The sequence below is a fragment of the uncultured Polaribacter sp. genome, assembly GCF_947497695.1.
Classification (GTDB): Bacteria; Bacteroidota; Bacteroidia; order Flavobacteriales; family Flavobacteriaceae; genus Polaribacter.
In genome coordinates this window covers 1-18,572 of record NZ_CANMHM010000022.1, presented here as the reverse complement: position 1 = coordinate 18,572, position 18,572 = coordinate 1, and the positions used below count along the sequence as shown (strand labels likewise).

Sequence of the window (18,572 nt, the reverse complement as noted above, 5' to 3'; positions counted from 1 at the left end):
AATTTTATTTTTTATTTAACAACCAAGATGAAGATTGTATCTTATCTCCTAAACCATCTATTAATTCTATATTTAACTCATTACAAGTTGGAGCTTCTGGAATAGAGTTGTTATCTTGATCTCCTCCATTAGCAAAGCCAAGATCATATTGCTGACCATAAGTTTCAAAAATTGAACGAATTGACTCACAAACCGTTCTATCTTTATCAACAGAAATGATTGCCTTATCTACTGCTTTAATATTTTGGACTATAAATAATCTTTCATCCTCTTTTTGAAATTCACTCGATCCTTTGAGTCCTCTTTGTAAATCGCTATTCACAATTACAAATAATTCGTCTGCTAATGCTTTTGCACTATTAAAATACTCTAAATGTCCTTTGTGAATTGGGTTAAAATAACCTGAAACTATAATGGCCTTTTTTTTCATTTTTTTTATGTTAATATGTTAATTATAGAACAAATATCAGCTACAAATTCTACAAAAAAACAAACTGTCGACGAAAAATCAATTCGTGTTGTTGAGCTACTAAAAACTAATGTTTAACCTATAACAAAGAAAACTTATAAATAATTGTACCTTTTTGTTTTATTGGAGCATTATTATCTGCATTCCATTTAGTTTTTAAAGCTGCTTCTTTTGCAGGCTTAAATAAACAAGGAGCAGAATTTGTTGTTCCTTTTACTCCTGGTTTCGCATAAATAACCTTTCCGTTTTTATTTACATGAATTTCTACTACAACGGTTCCTATCTCTTGACAATCGGGTTGTTGTTTTGACTTAAAATCTACTGTTCTACCTTTTAAATTATAATCTCCTCCAGAGCCACTCCCAGAATTTCCATAATATTTAGAAGAATTTGGGTCTCCTCCTTCTTTACCTTTTGTTCCTGGTTGATTATCATCACCTTCTCCCTGAGGTTTCCCATCAGAAGAATTACCGTTTAACAAATTATTTAAGGCATCTTGATTTTCTTTTGATGGTTTTGGCTTCACTTTTACCACTTCTTTTTCAACCACTTTCTCTACTGGCTTTTTTACCTCCTTTTCAATTTCCTTTTCTACAACCTCTTTAATTGGGTCTTTTTTTACTTCTTTCACTTTTTCTACCACAGAAACATCTTTAGATGTTTCATTTGTAATAATTTCCTCTTCAATAATTTCTTTAGACGTTTCTTTTACAACTCCCTCTACTACCTCTTCCTCAACAACTTCTTGTTCTTCAACTTCCTGCTTTTCAAATTCTTTGGGGGCTGAAATTTGCTTTGTATTTTCTACAGGTTCTCCACTTCCTACTTCTGAATTCCCAAAATTTATTGCCAAACCATATTCTTGTGGTGGGTCTAAATATTTCATTCCGAAATTAAAAATAACAAACAATAATAGCAATAACAGTACTATTGTTATTGCTGCTGACTTTTTTTTATGTGGTGTTTCTAATATTTTCACTGTAATTTAATAAGTATGATTAGAATATCTAAATGTTTGTATATTTTTTTAACCCTACAATTGCTTTAAGGACTGAAGCGGCATCTTTTTTGCTTTTTTTTTGGAAAAAAATACAGTCTTTTGACTAAGCTCAAGATAAATTCCAAACCTGTTAAAACGCCCAAAAACTATTTACCTTTTACTGCTAAAATCATTTTTAACTTATTTTTATTGGCGATATCTATAACTTTCATCACATTTTTATAAGAAGCTTCTTTATGCCCTCTAATTACTATCGTTTTCTTTTTATCTGCACCAACACTTGCTATAATTTTACTTTCTAACGAAGAGGAACTTACTTTAGTTTTATCAATATAAAACAAAGCGTCATTAGTAATTGTTACTGCTACAGATTTATTACTCTCTGTTTTTCCTCCAGCTTTTGGTAACAAAACGTCAATAGCACTAACTGTAACTAAAGTTGATGTTAGCATAAAAAATATTAACAACAAAAAAACAATATCTGTCATTGATGACATATTAAATGTTGGATCTACTTTATTTCTTCCACGTAAATTCATGCTATTTATTCAAAAGATTAAAAAATTAAATTATTGAAAGATTTTTTTGAATTTTTCAATTCTTAAATCTTTCAATAATTTATACTGGTTCGTTTAATAAATCTAAAAATTCTACAGATTTTGCTTCCATTTGATACACAACTTTATCTGTTTTAACCACCAAATGATTATAGGTTATATAGGCTATAATACCTACTATTAAACCTGCAACTGTAGTTGTCATAGCTGTATACAAACCATCTGATAGCATTTTAATATCTATTTGACCACCAGCGTTTGCAATTTCATGAATAGCTACAATCATACCAATTACTGTTCCTAAAAAACCAATCATTGGTGCTGCACCTGCAATGGTTGCTAAAACGCTAACATTTTTTTCTAGTTGATATACTTCTAATTTCCCTGCAGTTTCAATAGCTGTATTTATATCTTCTAAAGGCTTACCTATTCTAGAGATTCCTTTTTCAATTAATCTTGCAGTTGGGGTATTTTTACTTTTACACAAAGCATCTGCAGCCTCTAACTTACCGTTAGAAACATAATCTTTAATTTGATTCATAAAATTAACATCTATTCTTGAGGCTGATTTTATAGCAAAAAAACGTTCAAAATAAATATACACACCTACTGTTAACAGCAAAAACAATATTGCTATAATAATTTGCCCTCCTAGACCTCCATCCATAATTAAGTTATAGATAGATAATGTTTTTTCTTCTGAAACAACTTCTTCTAAAAGCTCTTGATTTTCCTGAAAAAATGATGTCATTTAATTCTTTTTTAAGTTCTAATTATGTAACGAGTATTCTTTTTTAAAATTGTTTAAAAAAAATCCTGAACAATATTCCAGGATTTTTTTTACTTAAATTTATAAGTCTAAGATAATACTATTTTCACCATTATATATCCTAACCCACCTAAAACTATGGTGTAAGGAAATGCCATTTTTACCATTTTTCCGTAAGAAAGATTAATCAATGGTGCTAAAGCAGATGTTAATAAAAATAAAAATGCGGCTTGTCCATTTGGCGTTGCAACACTTGGTAAGTTTGTACCTGTATTAATAGCTATTGCCAATTGCTCAAAATGCTCTCTTGTTATAGTACCACTTTTAAAAGCACTTTGTACTTCACCTATATAAACTGTTGCCACAAAAACATTATCACTAATGGCAGATAGTACTCCGTTTGCAAGATAAAAAAGTCCTGGTTGAGAAGCTGGATCTTGATGTAATGCCCAGTCTATAATAGGACTAAACAAATGCTGATCATGAATCATAGCTACAATAACAAAGAAAACCACTAATAATCCTGTAAATGGCAAAGCTTCTTCAAAAGCATGTCCTAAACTATGCTCTTCTATAATACCCATAAAGGCCGTTTGTACAATTATTAAGGCCAAACCTATTAAACCTACAGGAGCAATATGCAATGCCAAACCTGCAATTAATAATATAGCAGATACTCCCTGAACAATTAAAGCATACTTCTCTTTATCAGTTCGATTTTTATCTTCTTCAACAGTATACCCTTCTATAATATCGGCTGCAATTTTTGGTAATTTTGCTCCAAAACCAAACCAACCTGTTAGTTCTAAAACTACAGTTGTTACCAAACCTCCTAATAAAACTGGTATTGTTATAGGTGCCATTTGTAAAAAGAAATCTACAAAATCCCAACCTAATCGCTCTCCTATTAATAGGTTTTGTGGCTCTCCTACCAAGGTACAAACACCTCCTAAAGCTGTACCTACAACACCATGCATAATTAAACTTCTTAAAAAACTACGAAACTGTTCTAAAGTTTCTCCGCTTAATTCTTTACGGTCTAATTTTCCATCATCATTATAATCATCTGAACTAGAATGTATTTTATGATATACACCATAAAAACCAACAGCAACACTAATTAAAACTGCAGTTACTGTTAGTGCGTCTAAAAATGCAGATAAAACCGCAGATAAAAACACAAATAGCAATGATAGTACTACTTTAGATTTTATTTTAGTAAAAACCTTACTAAAAATAAACATTAATAAAGGTTTCATAAAATAAATACCTGCAACCATAAAAACTAAAAGTAATACAACTTCTAAATTCTGATCAATTTCATGGTATGCATTTTTAGGGGTTGTTAAACCTAAAGCTATTGCTTCAATTGCCAACAAACCACCAGATTGCAATGGGTAACATTTCAATGCCATTGCCAAAGTAAAAATAAACTCGCCTATAAAAATCCAAGCTGTAATTGTTTTTCCTAATGTAAAAATTGAAATAATATTAAAAAGTAAAAAACCAATCATAGTCATTTTAAACCATTTTGGTGAATTCCCTAAAAAGTACTTAAACATGTGTTATTTATTTAATTTATTTATTTATTTATTTATTTATGATATTTAATGTTTCTGTTATTGTAATACTATTAACCTGTATCAACTTAAACTGTGTGTAAAATTTATTCTTAAATCATTAGATAATCTTTAACAAAAAAGACGATTTAATTAATTTCTAACAAACTTACAGTAAAAAAAATGATTGTTCAATTTTTTTATTATCATTTAGGATAAAAAATTTCTCCTGAAGAATGATTTTTACTAGCTCCTGTAACAGTACTTAAACAATTTACTTTTCCTTCACTTTTTAACAAGCCCAAAAAAGCAAACACAATTGCTTCTTTAAAATTTATTAATTTTTTATTAGGTACTACTAAATTTACTTTTTTATGTTGGTTAATTTTATGAATTAAATAGGTATTAAAAGCACCTCCTCCAGTTACTAAAACTTTTGCATTTACAGGTAAAACTTTTGCAATTGCCCAAGCAATATGATCTGTAAAAGTTCTTAAAATATCTTCTGGCCGCTTTTTTACAGAAGCTAACCTAGGAAAAATTTCTTTTTGCACCCACTCTAAACCCAAAGATTTTGGTGGTTTTTGTTTATAAAACGGCAACATTTGCAAGTCTGCTTCTAACTGCTTTAAAGTACCCCCTTTAGCTGCAATACTACCTTTATCATCATACTCAAAACCTAATTCTTGTGCATATCTATTCAACACAATATTTACAGGGCAAATATCAAAAGCAATTCTTTTTCCTTCCTTATTATAAGAGATATTAGAAAATCCACCTAAATTTAAACAATAATCATAATCAGAAAACAACAACTCATCACCAATTGGCACTAAAGGTGCTCCTTGCCCGCCCAATTTTACATCTTGCGTTCTAAAATCGCAAATAACTTTTTGTTTTGTAGCATTTGCTATGGTTTGTCCATCTCCAATCTGCAAAGTAACCCCTTTTTCTGGTTCATGTAAAATAGTATGCCCATGAGAGGCAATAAAATCTATTTTTTTAATCGAAAAGGAATCAACAAAATCATTAATAACACTTCCTAAAAGTTCGCCATAATTAATATTCAAAACTGTTAAATCATCCGCAGAAAAATGAATCGCTTCTTGTAAAATTCGTTTCCATTCCTTTGAATACGAAATAGTTTCTGATGCTAATACCTCAAAATATTGATACTTTTCTTTTAAAAATTTCACATACACCAAATCAATACCATCTAAAGAAGTTCCAGACATTAAACCAATAACAAAAATTTCATTTGCTTTCATACCTGTAAAATTAACAAATGTCTATTGATAATATGTTACTAAATCAATATCTTTGAAAGCATAGTCTAATAATTTAATAAAAATAAACCCCAATGGATTTTAACCTAACAGAAGAACATGTAATGATTCGTGATGCTGCAAGAGATTTTGCACAAACAGAATTATTACCTGGCGTTATTGAAAGAGATAACAAACAAGAGTTTCCTGATGCGTTGGTTAAAAAAATGGGAGATTTAGGTTTTATGGGTATTATGGTAAACCCAAAATATGGAGGAAGTGGCATGGACACCATTTCTTACATATTAATTATGGAAGAACTTTCTAAAATTGACGCTTCTGCTGCTGTAATTGTTTCTGTAAACAATTCATTAGTCTGTTATGGCTTAGAAGCTTTTGGAACCGAAGATCAAAAACAAAAATATTTAACAAAATTAGCAACAGGAGAATTCATTGGGGCATTTTGCCTAAGTGAACCAGAAGCTGGTTCTGATGCCACCTCACAAGCAACAACAGCAGAAGATAAAGGAGACCATTATATAATTAACGGCACAAAAAACTGGATTACAAATGGTGGTAGAGCAGATATTTATTTAGTGATTGCACAAACCGATAGAGAAAAAGGACACAAAGGCATCAATGTTTTTATTGTAGAAAAAGGAACAGAAGGTTTTCATATTGGGCCAAAAGAAGATAAATTAGGTATTCGTGGTTCTGATACTCATACTTTACAGTTTAACGATGTAAAAATACCCAAAGAAAATAGAATTGCAGAAGATGGTTTTGGCTTTAAATTTGCCATGAAAACACTTTCTGGCGGTAGAATTGGTATTGCAGCCCAAGCTCTAGGTATTGCTGCTGGAGGTTATGAATTGGCTTTAAAATACGCTAAAGTCCGCAAATCTTTTGGTACAGAAATTTGCAATCATCAAGCAATTGCTTTTAAACTAGCAGATATGTATACAGAAATTGAAGCTGCAAGAATGCTGGTTCTAAAATCTGGCTGGGACAAAGACCAAGGTAAAAACTATGATAAATCTAGTGCAATGGCAAAATTATATGCTAGTAAAGTTGCCATGGAGCAAACCATAGAAGCTGTACAAATTCATGGAGGCAATGGTTTTGTAAAAGAATACCATGTAGAACGTTTAATGCGCGATGCAAAAATTACACAAATTTACGAAGGCACCTCAGAAATTCAGAAAATGGTTATTTCTAGGGCTATTATTAAACAATAAACTACTCCTTATATATAAGGTATAAAAAAACAACATTTATTTAGCACATATTTTTTTGGCACAACCTTTCAGGTCAGGCTTTCAGCACTCGCTTCACGCCCAAAAGCGTGAGAGCTCAAACAAATGCTTCAATCCTTTGTGCAGAGGCGTCTTTGAAACAAAAACCCGTACAATAAAATACAATTTTATATTTCAAATTCAACATCATACAACTGCAAACCAGAAGAAGGAGCATTGGTTTTCATATACATTCTATCATTGTCTTCTTTTAAAGACGCTTCAATAAACTGTAAATCTAAATTTCCTTTTCCTACTTCAAACAAAGCAGCCATCATCAATCTTATCTGATAACGCAAAAAACCTTTTCCTTTTACCTTTAATATATAAGAGGTTTCAGGAAAAAAATTGGCGGTTAAAATATCGTTCTCAACAATTTCACAAGAATCAATGATTCTTTTAAAAATAGTATTCTCTGATGGTTTTGTACAATATTTATGAAAATAATGTTCTCCCTCAAATAATTTTGCAGCTTGCATCATCACATCTAAATTCAATTTTTCATCAATATTTACCATAAAAGGTGCAGAAAAAGGGTGGTTTTTATCTCCAAAAGAAAAATAATAATGATACTCTTTAATCTTCGGAGCATTAATTACATTAAAACTTCTATCTACTTGCTGAATAGAAATCGCTCTAAAATCAGGAGAAAAATTACTGTTTAAACAAGCTATAAAAGAATTTTCATCAACCAAAACCCCTGTAAACATCTGAATATAGTAAGTATTTGCAGAAACCTTAGCATCTGTTCTACCAATACCTATAGTCTTGTAGGCAACATCTTTAAAAACAAACGACAACGATTTATCTACCATATCATGCAATGTTTTAGCATTAGTTTGTTTTTGCCATCCAGAAAAACGAAAACCTAAAAATTGCAACCTTACTATATAAGAAAACGAGTATTTCATAAATGCAAATGTACAATAATTGCATTTTTTTTTACAAAAGGTGCATTTTTATGAATATCCTAAAATTACAACCTAGTTTTTTACAAACCTCATATTTTAAACCACTCAAAAACAAAAAAATAAATTTATCTTAATATAACCCCCTTTTTTTTGAGGGTATAAATTAAAAATATCCTATTTTTAAAAACACACCCCTTGTCAGTTTAAAATAAAAGTATACTTTTGACCCGTTCAATAAAACTAAAACATAACTAAAAGAACAAACATTATGAAAAAAATTATTTTTACTTTATTATTAGCAACCAGTTTAATTGTAACTGGACAAGAGAAAGAAGAAAAAGGAACATTTTCAGTAAGCGGAACAGTAGACATGTATGGAACAACTAACTTTGTAGACGGATCTGGAACTCCAGGTATTTTAATTGCAAATCCACAAAATGCAAACGGATTTGGTTTAGGTTCAGCAAACACTGTATTTGCTTATGAAAAAGGAAAATCTGGTGTAGTTGCTGATTTAGCTTTTGGACCAAAAGCGGATGACGCTAACTTAGCAGGTGCAATTAACCAATTGTATGCTTACTATAACGTAAGTGACAAAGTAACATTAACAGCTGGTCAGTTTAACACGTTTTTAGGATATGAAGTTATCAATCCTATGGCAAACTTTAACTACACAGTATCTTACTTATTTAATGCAGGACCATTTTCTCATACAGGTATTAAATTAGACTACGCTGCATCAGAAGATTTATCTTACATGTTAGCAATAACAAACTCTCATGCAATATCTAGTGCTGATGGAAATGTAGGTGGTGAAATGCAATTTGGAGCACAAGTTGGTTACAAAGGTCAATACTTAAACTTTATTTACGGTGGTGTAGATGGAAGTGGGGTTACAGATAATATATTTATTGACTATACAGGTGGTTTTGATTTATCTGAAACTTTTTTCTTAGGTATAAATGCTGCTTACTCTAACTCTTCTGACGCAGATGCAGGTTACCAAGGTGTTGCATTATACCTTCAACAAACACTTTCTGATACTTTTGCTTTAGGTTTAAGACCAGAATTTTTTCAAGCAAATGGAGCTTCAGACGCTAGTGTAACAGCTTTTACTTTAACAGCAAACGCTGACTTAACGAGTAACTTAAAATTAATTACTGACTTAAGATTCGACTCTTCTGACGATGCTGCTATTGAAGTATTTAACGCAACTGATGGTCCTCTTGAAAAAAGTGTATCTGCTTTAACAATCGCTGCAGTATACTCTTTCTAAGAATTACAAAAAAATCAACCTACGAAGTTCGCTCTTCGTAGGTTAACAAATCAATTACTAACTAAAATTTATATAATATGAGTTTATTCTTAACATTATTACAAGAAACTCCAACTGCAGAAGTTGCACAAGCTGTAGAACAAATAAACGGAGATATGGGAATGCTTTGGATGCTAATTGCAGGTATCTTAGTATTCTTAATGCAAGCAGGGTTTACACTAGTAGAGTCTGGAATGACAAGATCTAAAAATGCGGTAAACATCGCAATGAAAAATTTACTAGACATTTGTGTTGGATCAATAACTTTTTGGTTAGTAGGTTACTCTTTAATGTATGGAGATACTTCAAACGGATGGTTTTTCTGGAGTGGATTATTTCAAGGTGAAGGAGCAGATTTATTTTTCCAAACAATGTTTGCTGCAACAACAGCAACTATTGTATCTGGAGCAATAGCAGGTAGAACAAAATATACAACATATATTATTTTCTCTTTAATTATGACTGCTGTAATCTACCCAATATCTGGTGGATGGCAATGGCAAGGTGAAGGCTGGTTAACAAACTTAGGTTTCATTGATTTTGCTGGTTCTTCAATAGTACACTCTGTAGGTGGTTGGGCTGCTTTAGTAGCTGCATTTATGGTAGGTCCTAGATTAGGAAAATATGTAGATGGTAAAGTAATTCCTATTCCAGGACATAACCAAATATTAGCAACTTTAGGTGTTTTTATACTTTGGTTTGGATGGTTTGGTTTTAACGGTGGATCTCAATTAGCTTGGGGTGGTGCTGATGCAACTGGAGCTTCAACTGTAGTATTAATCACAAATTTAGCAGCAGCAGCTGGTGGATTAGGTGCCTTAGTTACAACTTGGATCTGGTATGGAAAACCAAACTTAGCTCAAACTTTAAATGGTTGTTTAGCTGGTTTAGTTAGTATTACTGCTGGTTGTGGAAACATGACTGCTGGAGGTGCTGTACTTGCAGGTTTAATTGGTGGTATTATTGTAGTATTCTCAATTGAATTTATTGAAAAGAAATTAAAAATAGACGATGCTATTGGAGCAGCTTCTGTACATGGTGTTGCAGGTGCTTGGGGTACTTTAGTAATCGGTCTTTGGGGTGTTGATGGTGATACAGCTATTGGTTTATTTAATGGTGGTGGAGCTTCTCAATTAGGTGCTCAAGCAATTGGTGTTTTAGCATATGCTGTTTGGGCAGTTGCTTTATCATTTATTGTTTTAGCTATCTTAAAAGCAACAATGGGTTTACGTGTTACTAAAGAAGTAGAAATCGAAGGATTAGATATTTCAGAACATGGTTCAATTGCTTACCCAGGTAAAAGACAAAGAGATTTTGAAGACAAATAAAAATTAAATTAGTTAATTACTTCAACCTAAAATCACATAACCTAAAAAAAGGTTATGTGATTTTGTATTGAAAATTAATGTCATTAAGTTTGTAGATAATAAAACAATTAACTTTTTAAAAAGAACAAATTATATTCTATTATGAAAAAAATCGAAGCGATTATTAGAAAATCTAAATTTAGCGATGTAAAAGAAGCACTACATGAGGTAGACGTAAACTTTTTCTCTTATTGGGATGTTACTGGTTTAGGTAACGAAAAAGAAGCACATGTATACAGGGGTGTAAGTTATAGTACAAGTGATATTCAAAGAAGACATTTATCTATAGTTGTAAATGACGATTTCGAACAATTAACTATAGATGCATTATTAAAATCTGCTTCTACAGGAGAAGTTGGTGATGGTAAAATATTTGTATCAGACATTACTGAAGCTTATAGAATAAGAACGGGAGAAAAAGGAGGAACAACTTTAAAGAAAAAATCTAAATAATATACAACATGGAATTATTAACAACAAACAATGTATGGATGATGATCTGTACAGCTTTAGTTTTCTTCATGCATACTGGTTTTGCATTTTTAGAAATTGGTTTAACAAGACAAAAAAATACTATTAACATTTTATTTAAAAATATATTTATTATTACAGTAGGTTTACTACTATATTATATTGCTGGTTTTAATATGATGTACCCTGGTTTTGCAGAAGGTTCTTCAGGATTCTTTGGTTTTGCTGGTTTTGGTATTGATGCTCCTGCAAATGGAATGACTGCAGAATATGCAGATGGAGGTTACACTTGGTGGACAGATTTCTTATTTCAAGGAATGTTTGCAGCAACAGCAGCAACAATTGTTTCTGGTGCAGTTGCTGAAAGAATGAAAATTGGACCTTTTATGATTTTTACAGTAATCTACGTTGGGTTAATTTACCCAATTGCAGGTTCTTGGAAATGGGGTGGTGGATTTTTAGACGCAATGGGATTCTATGATTTTGCTGGTTCTACATTAGTACACTCAGTTGGTGGTTGGGCTGCTTTAGTTGCAGTTTGGTTACTAGGTCCTAGAATAGGGAAATTCAAAAACGGAAAGGCTCAAGCAATTCCTGGACATAACATACCATTAGCAACTGCAGGTGTTTTAATACTTTGGTTAGGTTGGTTTGGTTTTAATGGTGGTTCTGTATTATCTGCAGATCCAGAATTAACTTCTTTAACTTTAGTTACAACTTGTTTAGCAGCAGCTGCAGGTGGTGTTATTGCTGCTTTAGTTTCTTTCTTAAAGTATAAGAACTTAGATTTAACAATGTTCTTAAATGGTATATTAGGTGGTTTAGTTGGTATTACTGCTGGTGCAGATGTTATGACACCAGAAAGTGCAATTATTATTGGTGGTATTGCAGGTGCAATTATTGTTTTTGCTGTTGCTTTAGTAGACGCCATTAAATTAGATGATCCAGTTGGTGCAATTGCAGTACACTTAGTTTGTGGTATTTGGGGTACTTTAGCTGTAGGAATTTTCTCTACAAACCCAGATCACTCATTCTTAATTCAGTTAACAGGAGTGGCTTGCTATGCAGCTTTCTGTATCGTAACCTCTTTCTTAATTATATTTACATTAAAGAAAACAGTGGGAATTAGAGTTAGTGAAAAAGAAGAATTAGAAGGCTTAGATGCTCATGAACATGGTATGGATGCTTATGCAGACTTCCGTTTAAACGAACACTAATCACATCAATATTTTAATATTCAAGTCTGTAAATAGTAATATTTGCAGACTTATTCTTGTTTTGTGAATTTGACAATAAATAAGAGATTCATTGCAATAAATAAATTTTTTCTTGCAATTTATTGTTTTCATCATAAAAATCCTGCTAAAATAGGTCAATTACTAAATCCTTCATAATAAAACCCTTATTTTTGTACATATAATTTAATATGATATGCAGAAACAAGGATTATACTTACCAGAGTTTGAACATGAAAATTGCGGTGCAGGTTTTATCTGTAATTTAAATGGAGAAAAGACAAATCAAATTATACACGATGCCCTAGAAATACTAGTAAAACTAGAACATAGAGGGGGTGTTAGTTCAGATGGAAAAACAGGAGATGGAGCTGGTTTATTAATAGACATTCCTCATGCTTATTTTAAGCGAGTCTGTGATTTCCCGATTCCAGATCAAAGAGAATACGCTGTTGGTATGGTTTTCTTGCCAAAAGTTACCAACCAATATAATTTTTGTAAAAATACTTTCGAAAACGAAATTAAAGCACAAGGTCTTTCTATTTTAGGATGGAGAGAAGTGCCTGTAGATTCTCATCAATTAGGAGAAATCGCATTAGCATCAGAACCTAATATAGAACAATTATTTGTTGGTAAAACAGAAGAAATTGATGAAGCTACTTTTAAAGCAAAATTATATGCTGCTCGTAAAATAGCTGAACACACTATAAGAGAATCTAAAACTTCTGAAAGTAGTTATTTTTACATTCCGAGTTTATCAATAACAACCATTATCTATAAAGGTATTATTATGCCAGAAGATATTGGACCTTATTATAAAGACTTACAAGAAATAGATTTAGTAACACGTTTGGCTTTAGTACACCAACGTTTTTCAACAAACACAATGCCTACTTGGGAGTTAGCACAACCATTTAGACACATGTGTCAAAATGGAGAAATTAATACTCTAAGAGGTAACGTAAGTAGAATGCGTGTGCGTGAAGAAATCATGAAAAGTGATGTCTTTGGACCTCAAATAGAAAAACTATTCCCAATCATCTTACCAGGAAAATCAGACTCTGCTTCTATGGATATGGTTGTTGAGTTATTAACACATACAGGTAGATCATTACCAGAAATTATGATGATGATGATACCTGAAGCATGGGAAAAACATGCAACAATGTCTAAAGAGCGTAAAGCTTTTTATGAATACAATGCCTGTATTATGGAACCTTGGGATGGGCCTGCTTCTGTACCTTTTACAGATGGAGACTATATTGGTGCTCTATTAGACAGAAATGGTTTAAGACCTTCTAGATATACAGTTACTAAAAGTGGTAGCTTAATAATGTCATCTGAAATTGGTGTGGTAGATGTTGCTCCAGAGGATGTAAAAGAACATGGTAGACTAGAACCTGGAAAAATGTTCTTAGTAGACATGAATGAAGGACGTATTATTGGTGATGAAGAAATTAAAAGTAAAATTGTTTCAGAAAGACCGTATCAAAAATGGTTAGACAATACACGCTTACACTTAAAAGATGTTCCTTATACAGAAGAAACATGTTCTATTGAAACTATTGATGTAAAAACTCGTCAACGTTTATTTAATTATACTTTTGAGGATATCCAAGAAGTAATAACACCAATGGCACAAGTTGGTAAAGAGGCTTTAGGTTCTATGGGAATAGATACCCCTTTAGCTGTTTTATCAGACAGACCTCAGTTAATATCAAATTACTTTAAACAATTATTTGCACAAGTTACCAACCCCCCTTTAGATGGTATTCGTGAAGAAATTGTAACTGACATTAGTTTAAACTTAGGAAAAGATAGAAACATTTTTAGTATTACAGACAGACAATGTAGAAAATTAAGAATACAAAACCCTGTAATTTCTAATGCAGATTTAGAAAAAATTAGAAATATTGATATTGAGAGTTTTAAAGCAGAAACAATTCAAATCTTATATCCAAAAACTCAAGGTTTAAATGGATTAGAAGATGCTTTAGATGCTATTGTTGTCCAAGTTGAAAAAGCAATTGAAAATAAAAATAATATCATTATTTTATCAGATAGAGGTGTAAATCAAGAGTTTGCTCCAATCCCTGCTTTGTTAGCTTGTTCTTTTGTTAATCATCAATTAAACAGATTAAGAAAACGTTCTTACTTTGATATTATTATTGAATCTGCTGAACCAAGAGAACCACATCATTTTGCTACGTTATTTGGTTATGGTGCTAGTGCCATCAATCCTTACATGGTAAATGAAATTATTAGAACGCAAGTTAAAGATGGTTTCATCACAGGAATGGATGAACAGAAAGCTGTTGATAATTTTAACAAAGCCATTGGAAAAGGAATTCTAAAAGTGATGAATAAAATAGGAATCTCTACACTACACTCTTACAGAGGTTCTCAAATTTTTGAAATCGTAGGATTTAATTCTCAATTTGTAGAAAAATATTTCCCATACACAGCTTCTAGAATAGAAGGTATTGGTTTATATGAAATAGAAAAAGAAATAGATCAACGTTTTAGACAAGCCTATCCAGATAATAAAATCGACAAAAACTTAGGTTTAAACGTTGGTGGAGATTATAGATGGAGAAGAAATGGTGAACGTCATTTATTTAACCCAACTACAGTTTCTAAATTACAGCAAGCAGTTCGTTTAAGCGACCAAAATAGTTATAATGTCTATGCAAAAGCAATTAACGAACAGGCAGAAAATTTAATGACAATTCGTGGTTTGTTTCAATTTGATAACTTAGATCCTATTCCTTTAGAAGAAGTAGAACCTTGGACAGAAATTGTTAAACGTTTTAAAACAGGTGCAATGTCTTATGGGTCTATCTCTAGAGAAGCACATGAAAACTTAGCAATTGCCATGAACAGAATTGGTGGTAAATCTAACTCTGGTGAAGGTGGTGAAGATAGAAACCGTTTTCAAAAAGATATTAATGGAGATAGTAGAAACTCTGCAATTAAGCAGGTAGCTTCTGGCCGTTTTGGTGTAACTTCTCATTATTTATCAAACGCAAGAGAAATTCAAATTAAAATGGCACAAGGTGCAAAACCTGGTGAAGGTGGTCAATTACCTGGTTACAAAGTGTTACCTTGGATTGCAAATGCAAGAAACTCAACACCTTTTGTAGGATTAATTTCTCCTCCTCCACACCATGATATTTATTCAATTGAAGATTTAGCACAATTAATATACGATTTAAAAAATGCAAATCGCGAAGCTAGAATTAATGTAAAATTAGTATCAGAAGTTGGTGTTGGTACCATTGCTGCTGGTGTTGCAAAAGCAAAAGCAGATGTTGTGTTAATATCTGGTTATGATGGTGGTACAGGAGCTTCTCCTCTTACCTCACTAAAACATGCTGGTTTACCTTGGGAACTTGGTTTAGCAGAAGCACAGCAAACATTAGTGCTTAACGATCTAAGAAGTAGAATTGTTGTAGAGTGTGATGGTCAATTAAAAACAGGTAGAGATGTTGCTATTGCAGCATTATTAGGAGCAGAAGAATTTGGTTTTGCTACCGCTCCTTTAGTTGCCTCTGGATGTATTATGATGCGTAAATGTCATTTAAATACATGTCCTGTTGGTATTGCAACGCAAGACAAAGAATTGCGTAAAAACTTTAAAGGTACACCAGAACACGTAATTAATTTCTTCTATTATATTGCAGAAGAATTAAGAGCAATTATGGCACAACTAGGTTTTAGAACCTTAGATGAAATGGTGGGACAAACTCACAAAATAAATGCAAACAATGCTATTAAGCATTACAAAGCTAAAGGGTTAGATTTATCTAGTATTTTACACAGACCAACTTCTTACAGAAGTATGACTGTAAGAAATACTGAAAAACAAGATCATAATTTAGAAGATGTTTTAGATTTTACAATCTTAAAAGATTCTCACAGAGCTTTGTATCGTAAAGAACAAATGACACTAAATTACCCTATAAAAAACACAAACAGAACTGTTGGTGCTATTGTAAGTAATGAAGTTTCTAAAATATATGGTCACTTAGGTTTACCTGAAGATACATTAAACATTAACTTTACAGGTTCTGCAGGACAAAGTTTTGGAGCATTTGGTGCACATGGTTTAACTTTTATATTAGATGGTAATACAAACGATTATTTAGGAAAAGGGTTGTCTGGAGCAAAATTAATCGTAAAAAAACCTGCAAAAGCAGACTTTTTAGCAGAAAACAATATCATTGTTGGTAATGTTTGTATGTTTGGAGCAGTTGCTGGTGAAGCTTACATTAATGGTATTGCAGGAGAACGCTTTGCTGTTCGCAACTCTGGTGCAACAGCTGTTGTAGAAGGTGTTGGAGATCACTGTTGTGAATATATGACGGGTGGTAAAGTAGTTGTTTTAGGTAAAACAGGTAGAAATTTTGCGGCAGGAATGAGTGGTGGTATTGCTTATGTATATGACCCAGAAAACAAATTTGTAAACGGTCTTTGTAATACAGAAACAATAGAATTTGAAGATATTTCTGAAGCAGTAGCAGCAGAATTAAAAGCAGACATAGAAAAACACGTTTTATATACCAATAGTAAAAAAGGTGCTGAATTATTAGCAGACTGGGATACAAGTTTAAAAAACTTTGTAAAAGTAATGCCTACTGAATACAAAAAAGCATTAAAACGTATAGAAACAGAAGAACCAATGTTCGAAGAATTAACAATAGCATAATGTCATGGGAAAAGTAACAGGATTTAAAGAATTTGAAAGACAAGATGAAAAATACACCTCTGTAAAAGATCGTGTAAAAGATTATAAAGAATTTACAGTTCCTTTATCAGAAAAAGAGATTACCAAACAAGGATCTCGTTGTATGGATTGTGGTATTCCTTTCTGTCATAGTGGTTGCCCATTAGGAAATCTAATTCCAGATTTTAATCACATGGTACACCAAGGAGAATGGAAAAAAGCCTCATGGATTTTACATTCTACAAATAATTTTCCAGAATTTACAGGTCGTTTATGCCCAGCACCGTGTGAACAAGCATGTGTACTAGGTATTATAGAAGACCCTGTTTCAATAGAAAATATAGAAAAAAATATTGTAGAACGTGCTTTTAAAGAAGGTTGGATTAAACCACAACCTCCTAAAACAAGAACTGGTAAAACGGTCGCTATTGTAGGTTCTGGACCTGCAGGTTTAGCTGCAGCACAACAATTAAATAGAGCTGGTCATACAGTTACTGTTTTTGAAAGAGACGATGAAGTTGGTGGTTTATTACGTTATGGAATCCCTAACTTTAAAATGGAAAAAGGAATCATCGATAGAAGAATTGCCATTTTAGAAGCAGAAGGAATTACCTTTAAAACCAATGTAAATGTTGGGGTTAATTATGATGTAAAAGAGCTAAAATCTTTCGATTCTATTGTTCTTTGTGGTGGTTCTACAGAAAGACGTAGCTTACCTACTCCTGGTATTGATGCTGATGGTGTTGTACAAGCAATGGATTTTTTAACGCAACAAACAAAAGTTTTATTTGGTAAAGAAGTCAAAAACCAAATTATGGCTACTGATAAAGACGTAATTGTAATTGGTGGTGGAGATACAGGATCTGATTGTATTGGTACTTCAAATAGACATGGAGCAAAATCTGTGGTTAACTTTGAAATCATGCCAAAACCTCCAGGACATAGATCTCCAACTACTCCTTGGCCTTTTTGGCCTTTACAACTAAAAACTTCTTCATCTCATAAAGAAGGTGTAGAACGTAATTGGCTAATCAACACCAAAGAATTTGTAAAAGATAAAAATGGAAAGTTAATTGCTCTTAAAACAGTAAATGTAGAATGGAAAATGGTTCCAGGACAAAGACCAGAACTAATAGAAGTTGCAGGTACAGAAAAAACATGGCCTTGTGATTTAGCCTTATTAGCACTTGGTTTTACTGGTCCAGAAAATACGTTGGCAGATCAATTAGGCTTAGACAGAGATGTACGCTCTAACTACAAAGCAGCCTATGGAAAATACCAAACCAACGTAAAAAATATTTTTACAGCTGGTGATATGCGTCGTGGTCAATCTTTAATTGTTTGGGCAATATCAGAAGGTAGAGAAGCTGCACGTCAAGTAGATATTTTCTTAATGGGTAAGTCTTTATTGCCTTCAAAAGATATTACTGGCGATTTAGTAGCAATGTAACAAACAGTATTTAAGGCAATTTAATGCTTAAAATATCTAATAAAAAACAAAAACTCATCAATATATAAATTGATGAGTTTTTTGCTTTAAAATAATAAGAACTATTATTTGGGCGTGCCCATTTTTTTAAAAAACCTGTAGTGTGTAAAGCAAAAATCGTCTAAAAAAATGGTCAGGCTTTTC

14 protein-coding genes are annotated in these 18,572 nt (G+C 32.1%); 7 read left to right on the top strand and 7 right to left on the bottom strand.

Annotated features, from left to right (window positions below):
- Nucleotides 1-4: 4 nt before the first annotated feature.
- The 6 genes from Q0731_RS12910 to Q0731_RS12885 all read right to left on the bottom strand — a co-directional run bounded on the left by Q0731_RS12910 (nucleotide 5) and on the right by Q0731_RS12885 (nucleotide 5,622).
- Complete coding sequence (locus Q0731_RS12910) at nucleotides 5-430, bottom strand: adenylyltransferase/cytidyltransferase family protein (RefSeq protein WP_299064743.1); 426 nt, start codon at nucleotides 428-430, stop codon at nucleotides 5-7.
- Between the two features lie 118 nt (nucleotides 431-548).
- Entirely contained in the window at nucleotides 549-1,355 is an 807-nt protein-coding gene (locus tag Q0731_RS12905) for an energy transducer TonB (RefSeq protein ID WP_366915417.1), read from the bottom strand.
- A 260-nt stretch (nucleotides 1,356-1,615) separates the two neighbouring features.
- Complete coding sequence (locus Q0731_RS12900; RefSeq protein WP_299064739.1) at nucleotides 1,616-2,008, bottom strand: biopolymer transporter ExbD; 393 nt, start codon at nucleotides 2,006-2,008, stop codon at nucleotides 1,616-1,618.
- 79 nt (nucleotides 2,009-2,087) lie between these two features.
- Entirely contained in the window at nucleotides 2,088-2,777 is a 690-nt protein-coding gene (locus Q0731_RS12895) for a MotA/TolQ/ExbB proton channel family protein (protein ID WP_299064737.1), read from the bottom strand.
- Nucleotides 2,778-2,884: 107 nt separating this feature from the next.
- Nucleotides 2,885-4,357: a sodium/proton antiporter NhaB gene (nhaB, locus tag Q0731_RS12890; RefSeq protein ID WP_299064735.1), complete on the bottom strand. Its 1,473-nt coding sequence runs from the start codon at nucleotides 4,355-4,357 to the stop codon at nucleotides 2,885-2,887.
- 203 nt (nucleotides 4,358-4,560) lie between these two features.
- On the bottom strand, nucleotides 4,561-5,622 hold the full coding sequence (locus Q0731_RS12885) for an anhydro-N-acetylmuramic acid kinase (protein ID WP_299064733.1): 1,062 nt from the start codon (nucleotides 5,620-5,622) through the stop codon (nucleotides 4,561-4,563).
- A gap of 92 nt (nucleotides 5,623-5,714) precedes the next feature.
- Between Q0731_RS12885 and Q0731_RS12880 the strand changes: the two genes are divergently transcribed.
- Nucleotides 5,715-6,857, top strand: a complete 1,143-nt coding sequence (locus Q0731_RS12880; RefSeq protein WP_299064732.1) for an acyl-CoA dehydrogenase — start codon at nucleotides 5,715-5,717, stop codon at nucleotides 6,855-6,857.
- A gap of 185 nt (nucleotides 6,858-7,042) precedes the next feature.
- On the opposite strand, the gene Q0731_RS12875 is transcribed toward Q0731_RS12880, so the two are convergent.
- The gene (locus tag Q0731_RS12875) at nucleotides 7,043-7,825 is read right to left on the bottom strand and encodes a tRNA pseudouridine(38-40) synthase TruA (protein ID WP_299064730.1); all 783 of its coding nucleotides are present in this window, start codon (nucleotides 7,823-7,825) and stop codon (nucleotides 7,043-7,045) included.
- Nucleotides 7,826-8,093: 268 nt separating this feature from the next.
- Here Q0731_RS12875 and Q0731_RS12870 point away from each other — a divergent pair, with 268 nt between their 5' ends.
- The 6 genes from Q0731_RS12870 to Q0731_RS12845 all read left to right on the top strand — a co-directional run bounded on the left by Q0731_RS12870 (nucleotide 8,094) and on the right by Q0731_RS12845 (nucleotide 18,389).
- Nucleotides 8,094-9,101: an outer membrane beta-barrel protein gene (locus Q0731_RS12870; protein ID WP_299064728.1), complete on the top strand. Its 1,008-nt coding sequence runs from the start codon at nucleotides 8,094-8,096 to the stop codon at nucleotides 9,099-9,101.
- Nucleotides 9,102-9,178: 77 nt separating this feature from the next.
- Nucleotides 9,179-10,468: an ammonium transporter gene (locus Q0731_RS12865; RefSeq protein WP_299064725.1), complete on the top strand. Its 1,290-nt coding sequence runs from the start codon at nucleotides 9,179-9,181 to the stop codon at nucleotides 10,466-10,468.
- Between the two features lie 141 nt (nucleotides 10,469-10,609).
- A complete protein-coding gene (locus tag Q0731_RS12860) occupies nucleotides 10,610-10,960 on the top strand; it encodes a P-II family nitrogen regulator (RefSeq protein ID WP_299064723.1) in 351 nt (116 codons plus the stop codon).
- Between the two features lie 8 nt (nucleotides 10,961-10,968).
- Nucleotides 10,969-12,195, top strand: a complete 1,227-nt coding sequence (gene amt / locus Q0731_RS12855) for an ammonium transporter (protein WP_299064722.1) — start codon at nucleotides 10,969-10,971, stop codon at nucleotides 12,193-12,195.
- Nucleotides 12,196-12,409: 214 nt separating this feature from the next.
- Nucleotides 12,410-16,921 carry a glutamate synthase large subunit gene (gene gltB / locus Q0731_RS12850; protein ID WP_299064721.1) on the top strand — a complete coding sequence of 1,504 codons (4,512 nt, stop codon included), beginning with the start codon at nucleotides 12,410-12,412 and terminating at the stop codon, nucleotides 16,919-16,921.
- Nucleotides 16,922-16,925: 4 nt separating this feature from the next.
- Nucleotides 16,926-18,389, top strand: a complete 1,464-nt coding sequence (locus Q0731_RS12845) for a glutamate synthase subunit beta (protein ID WP_299064719.1) — start codon at nucleotides 16,926-16,928, stop codon at nucleotides 18,387-18,389.
- Nucleotides 18,390-18,572: the final 183 nt, after the last annotated feature.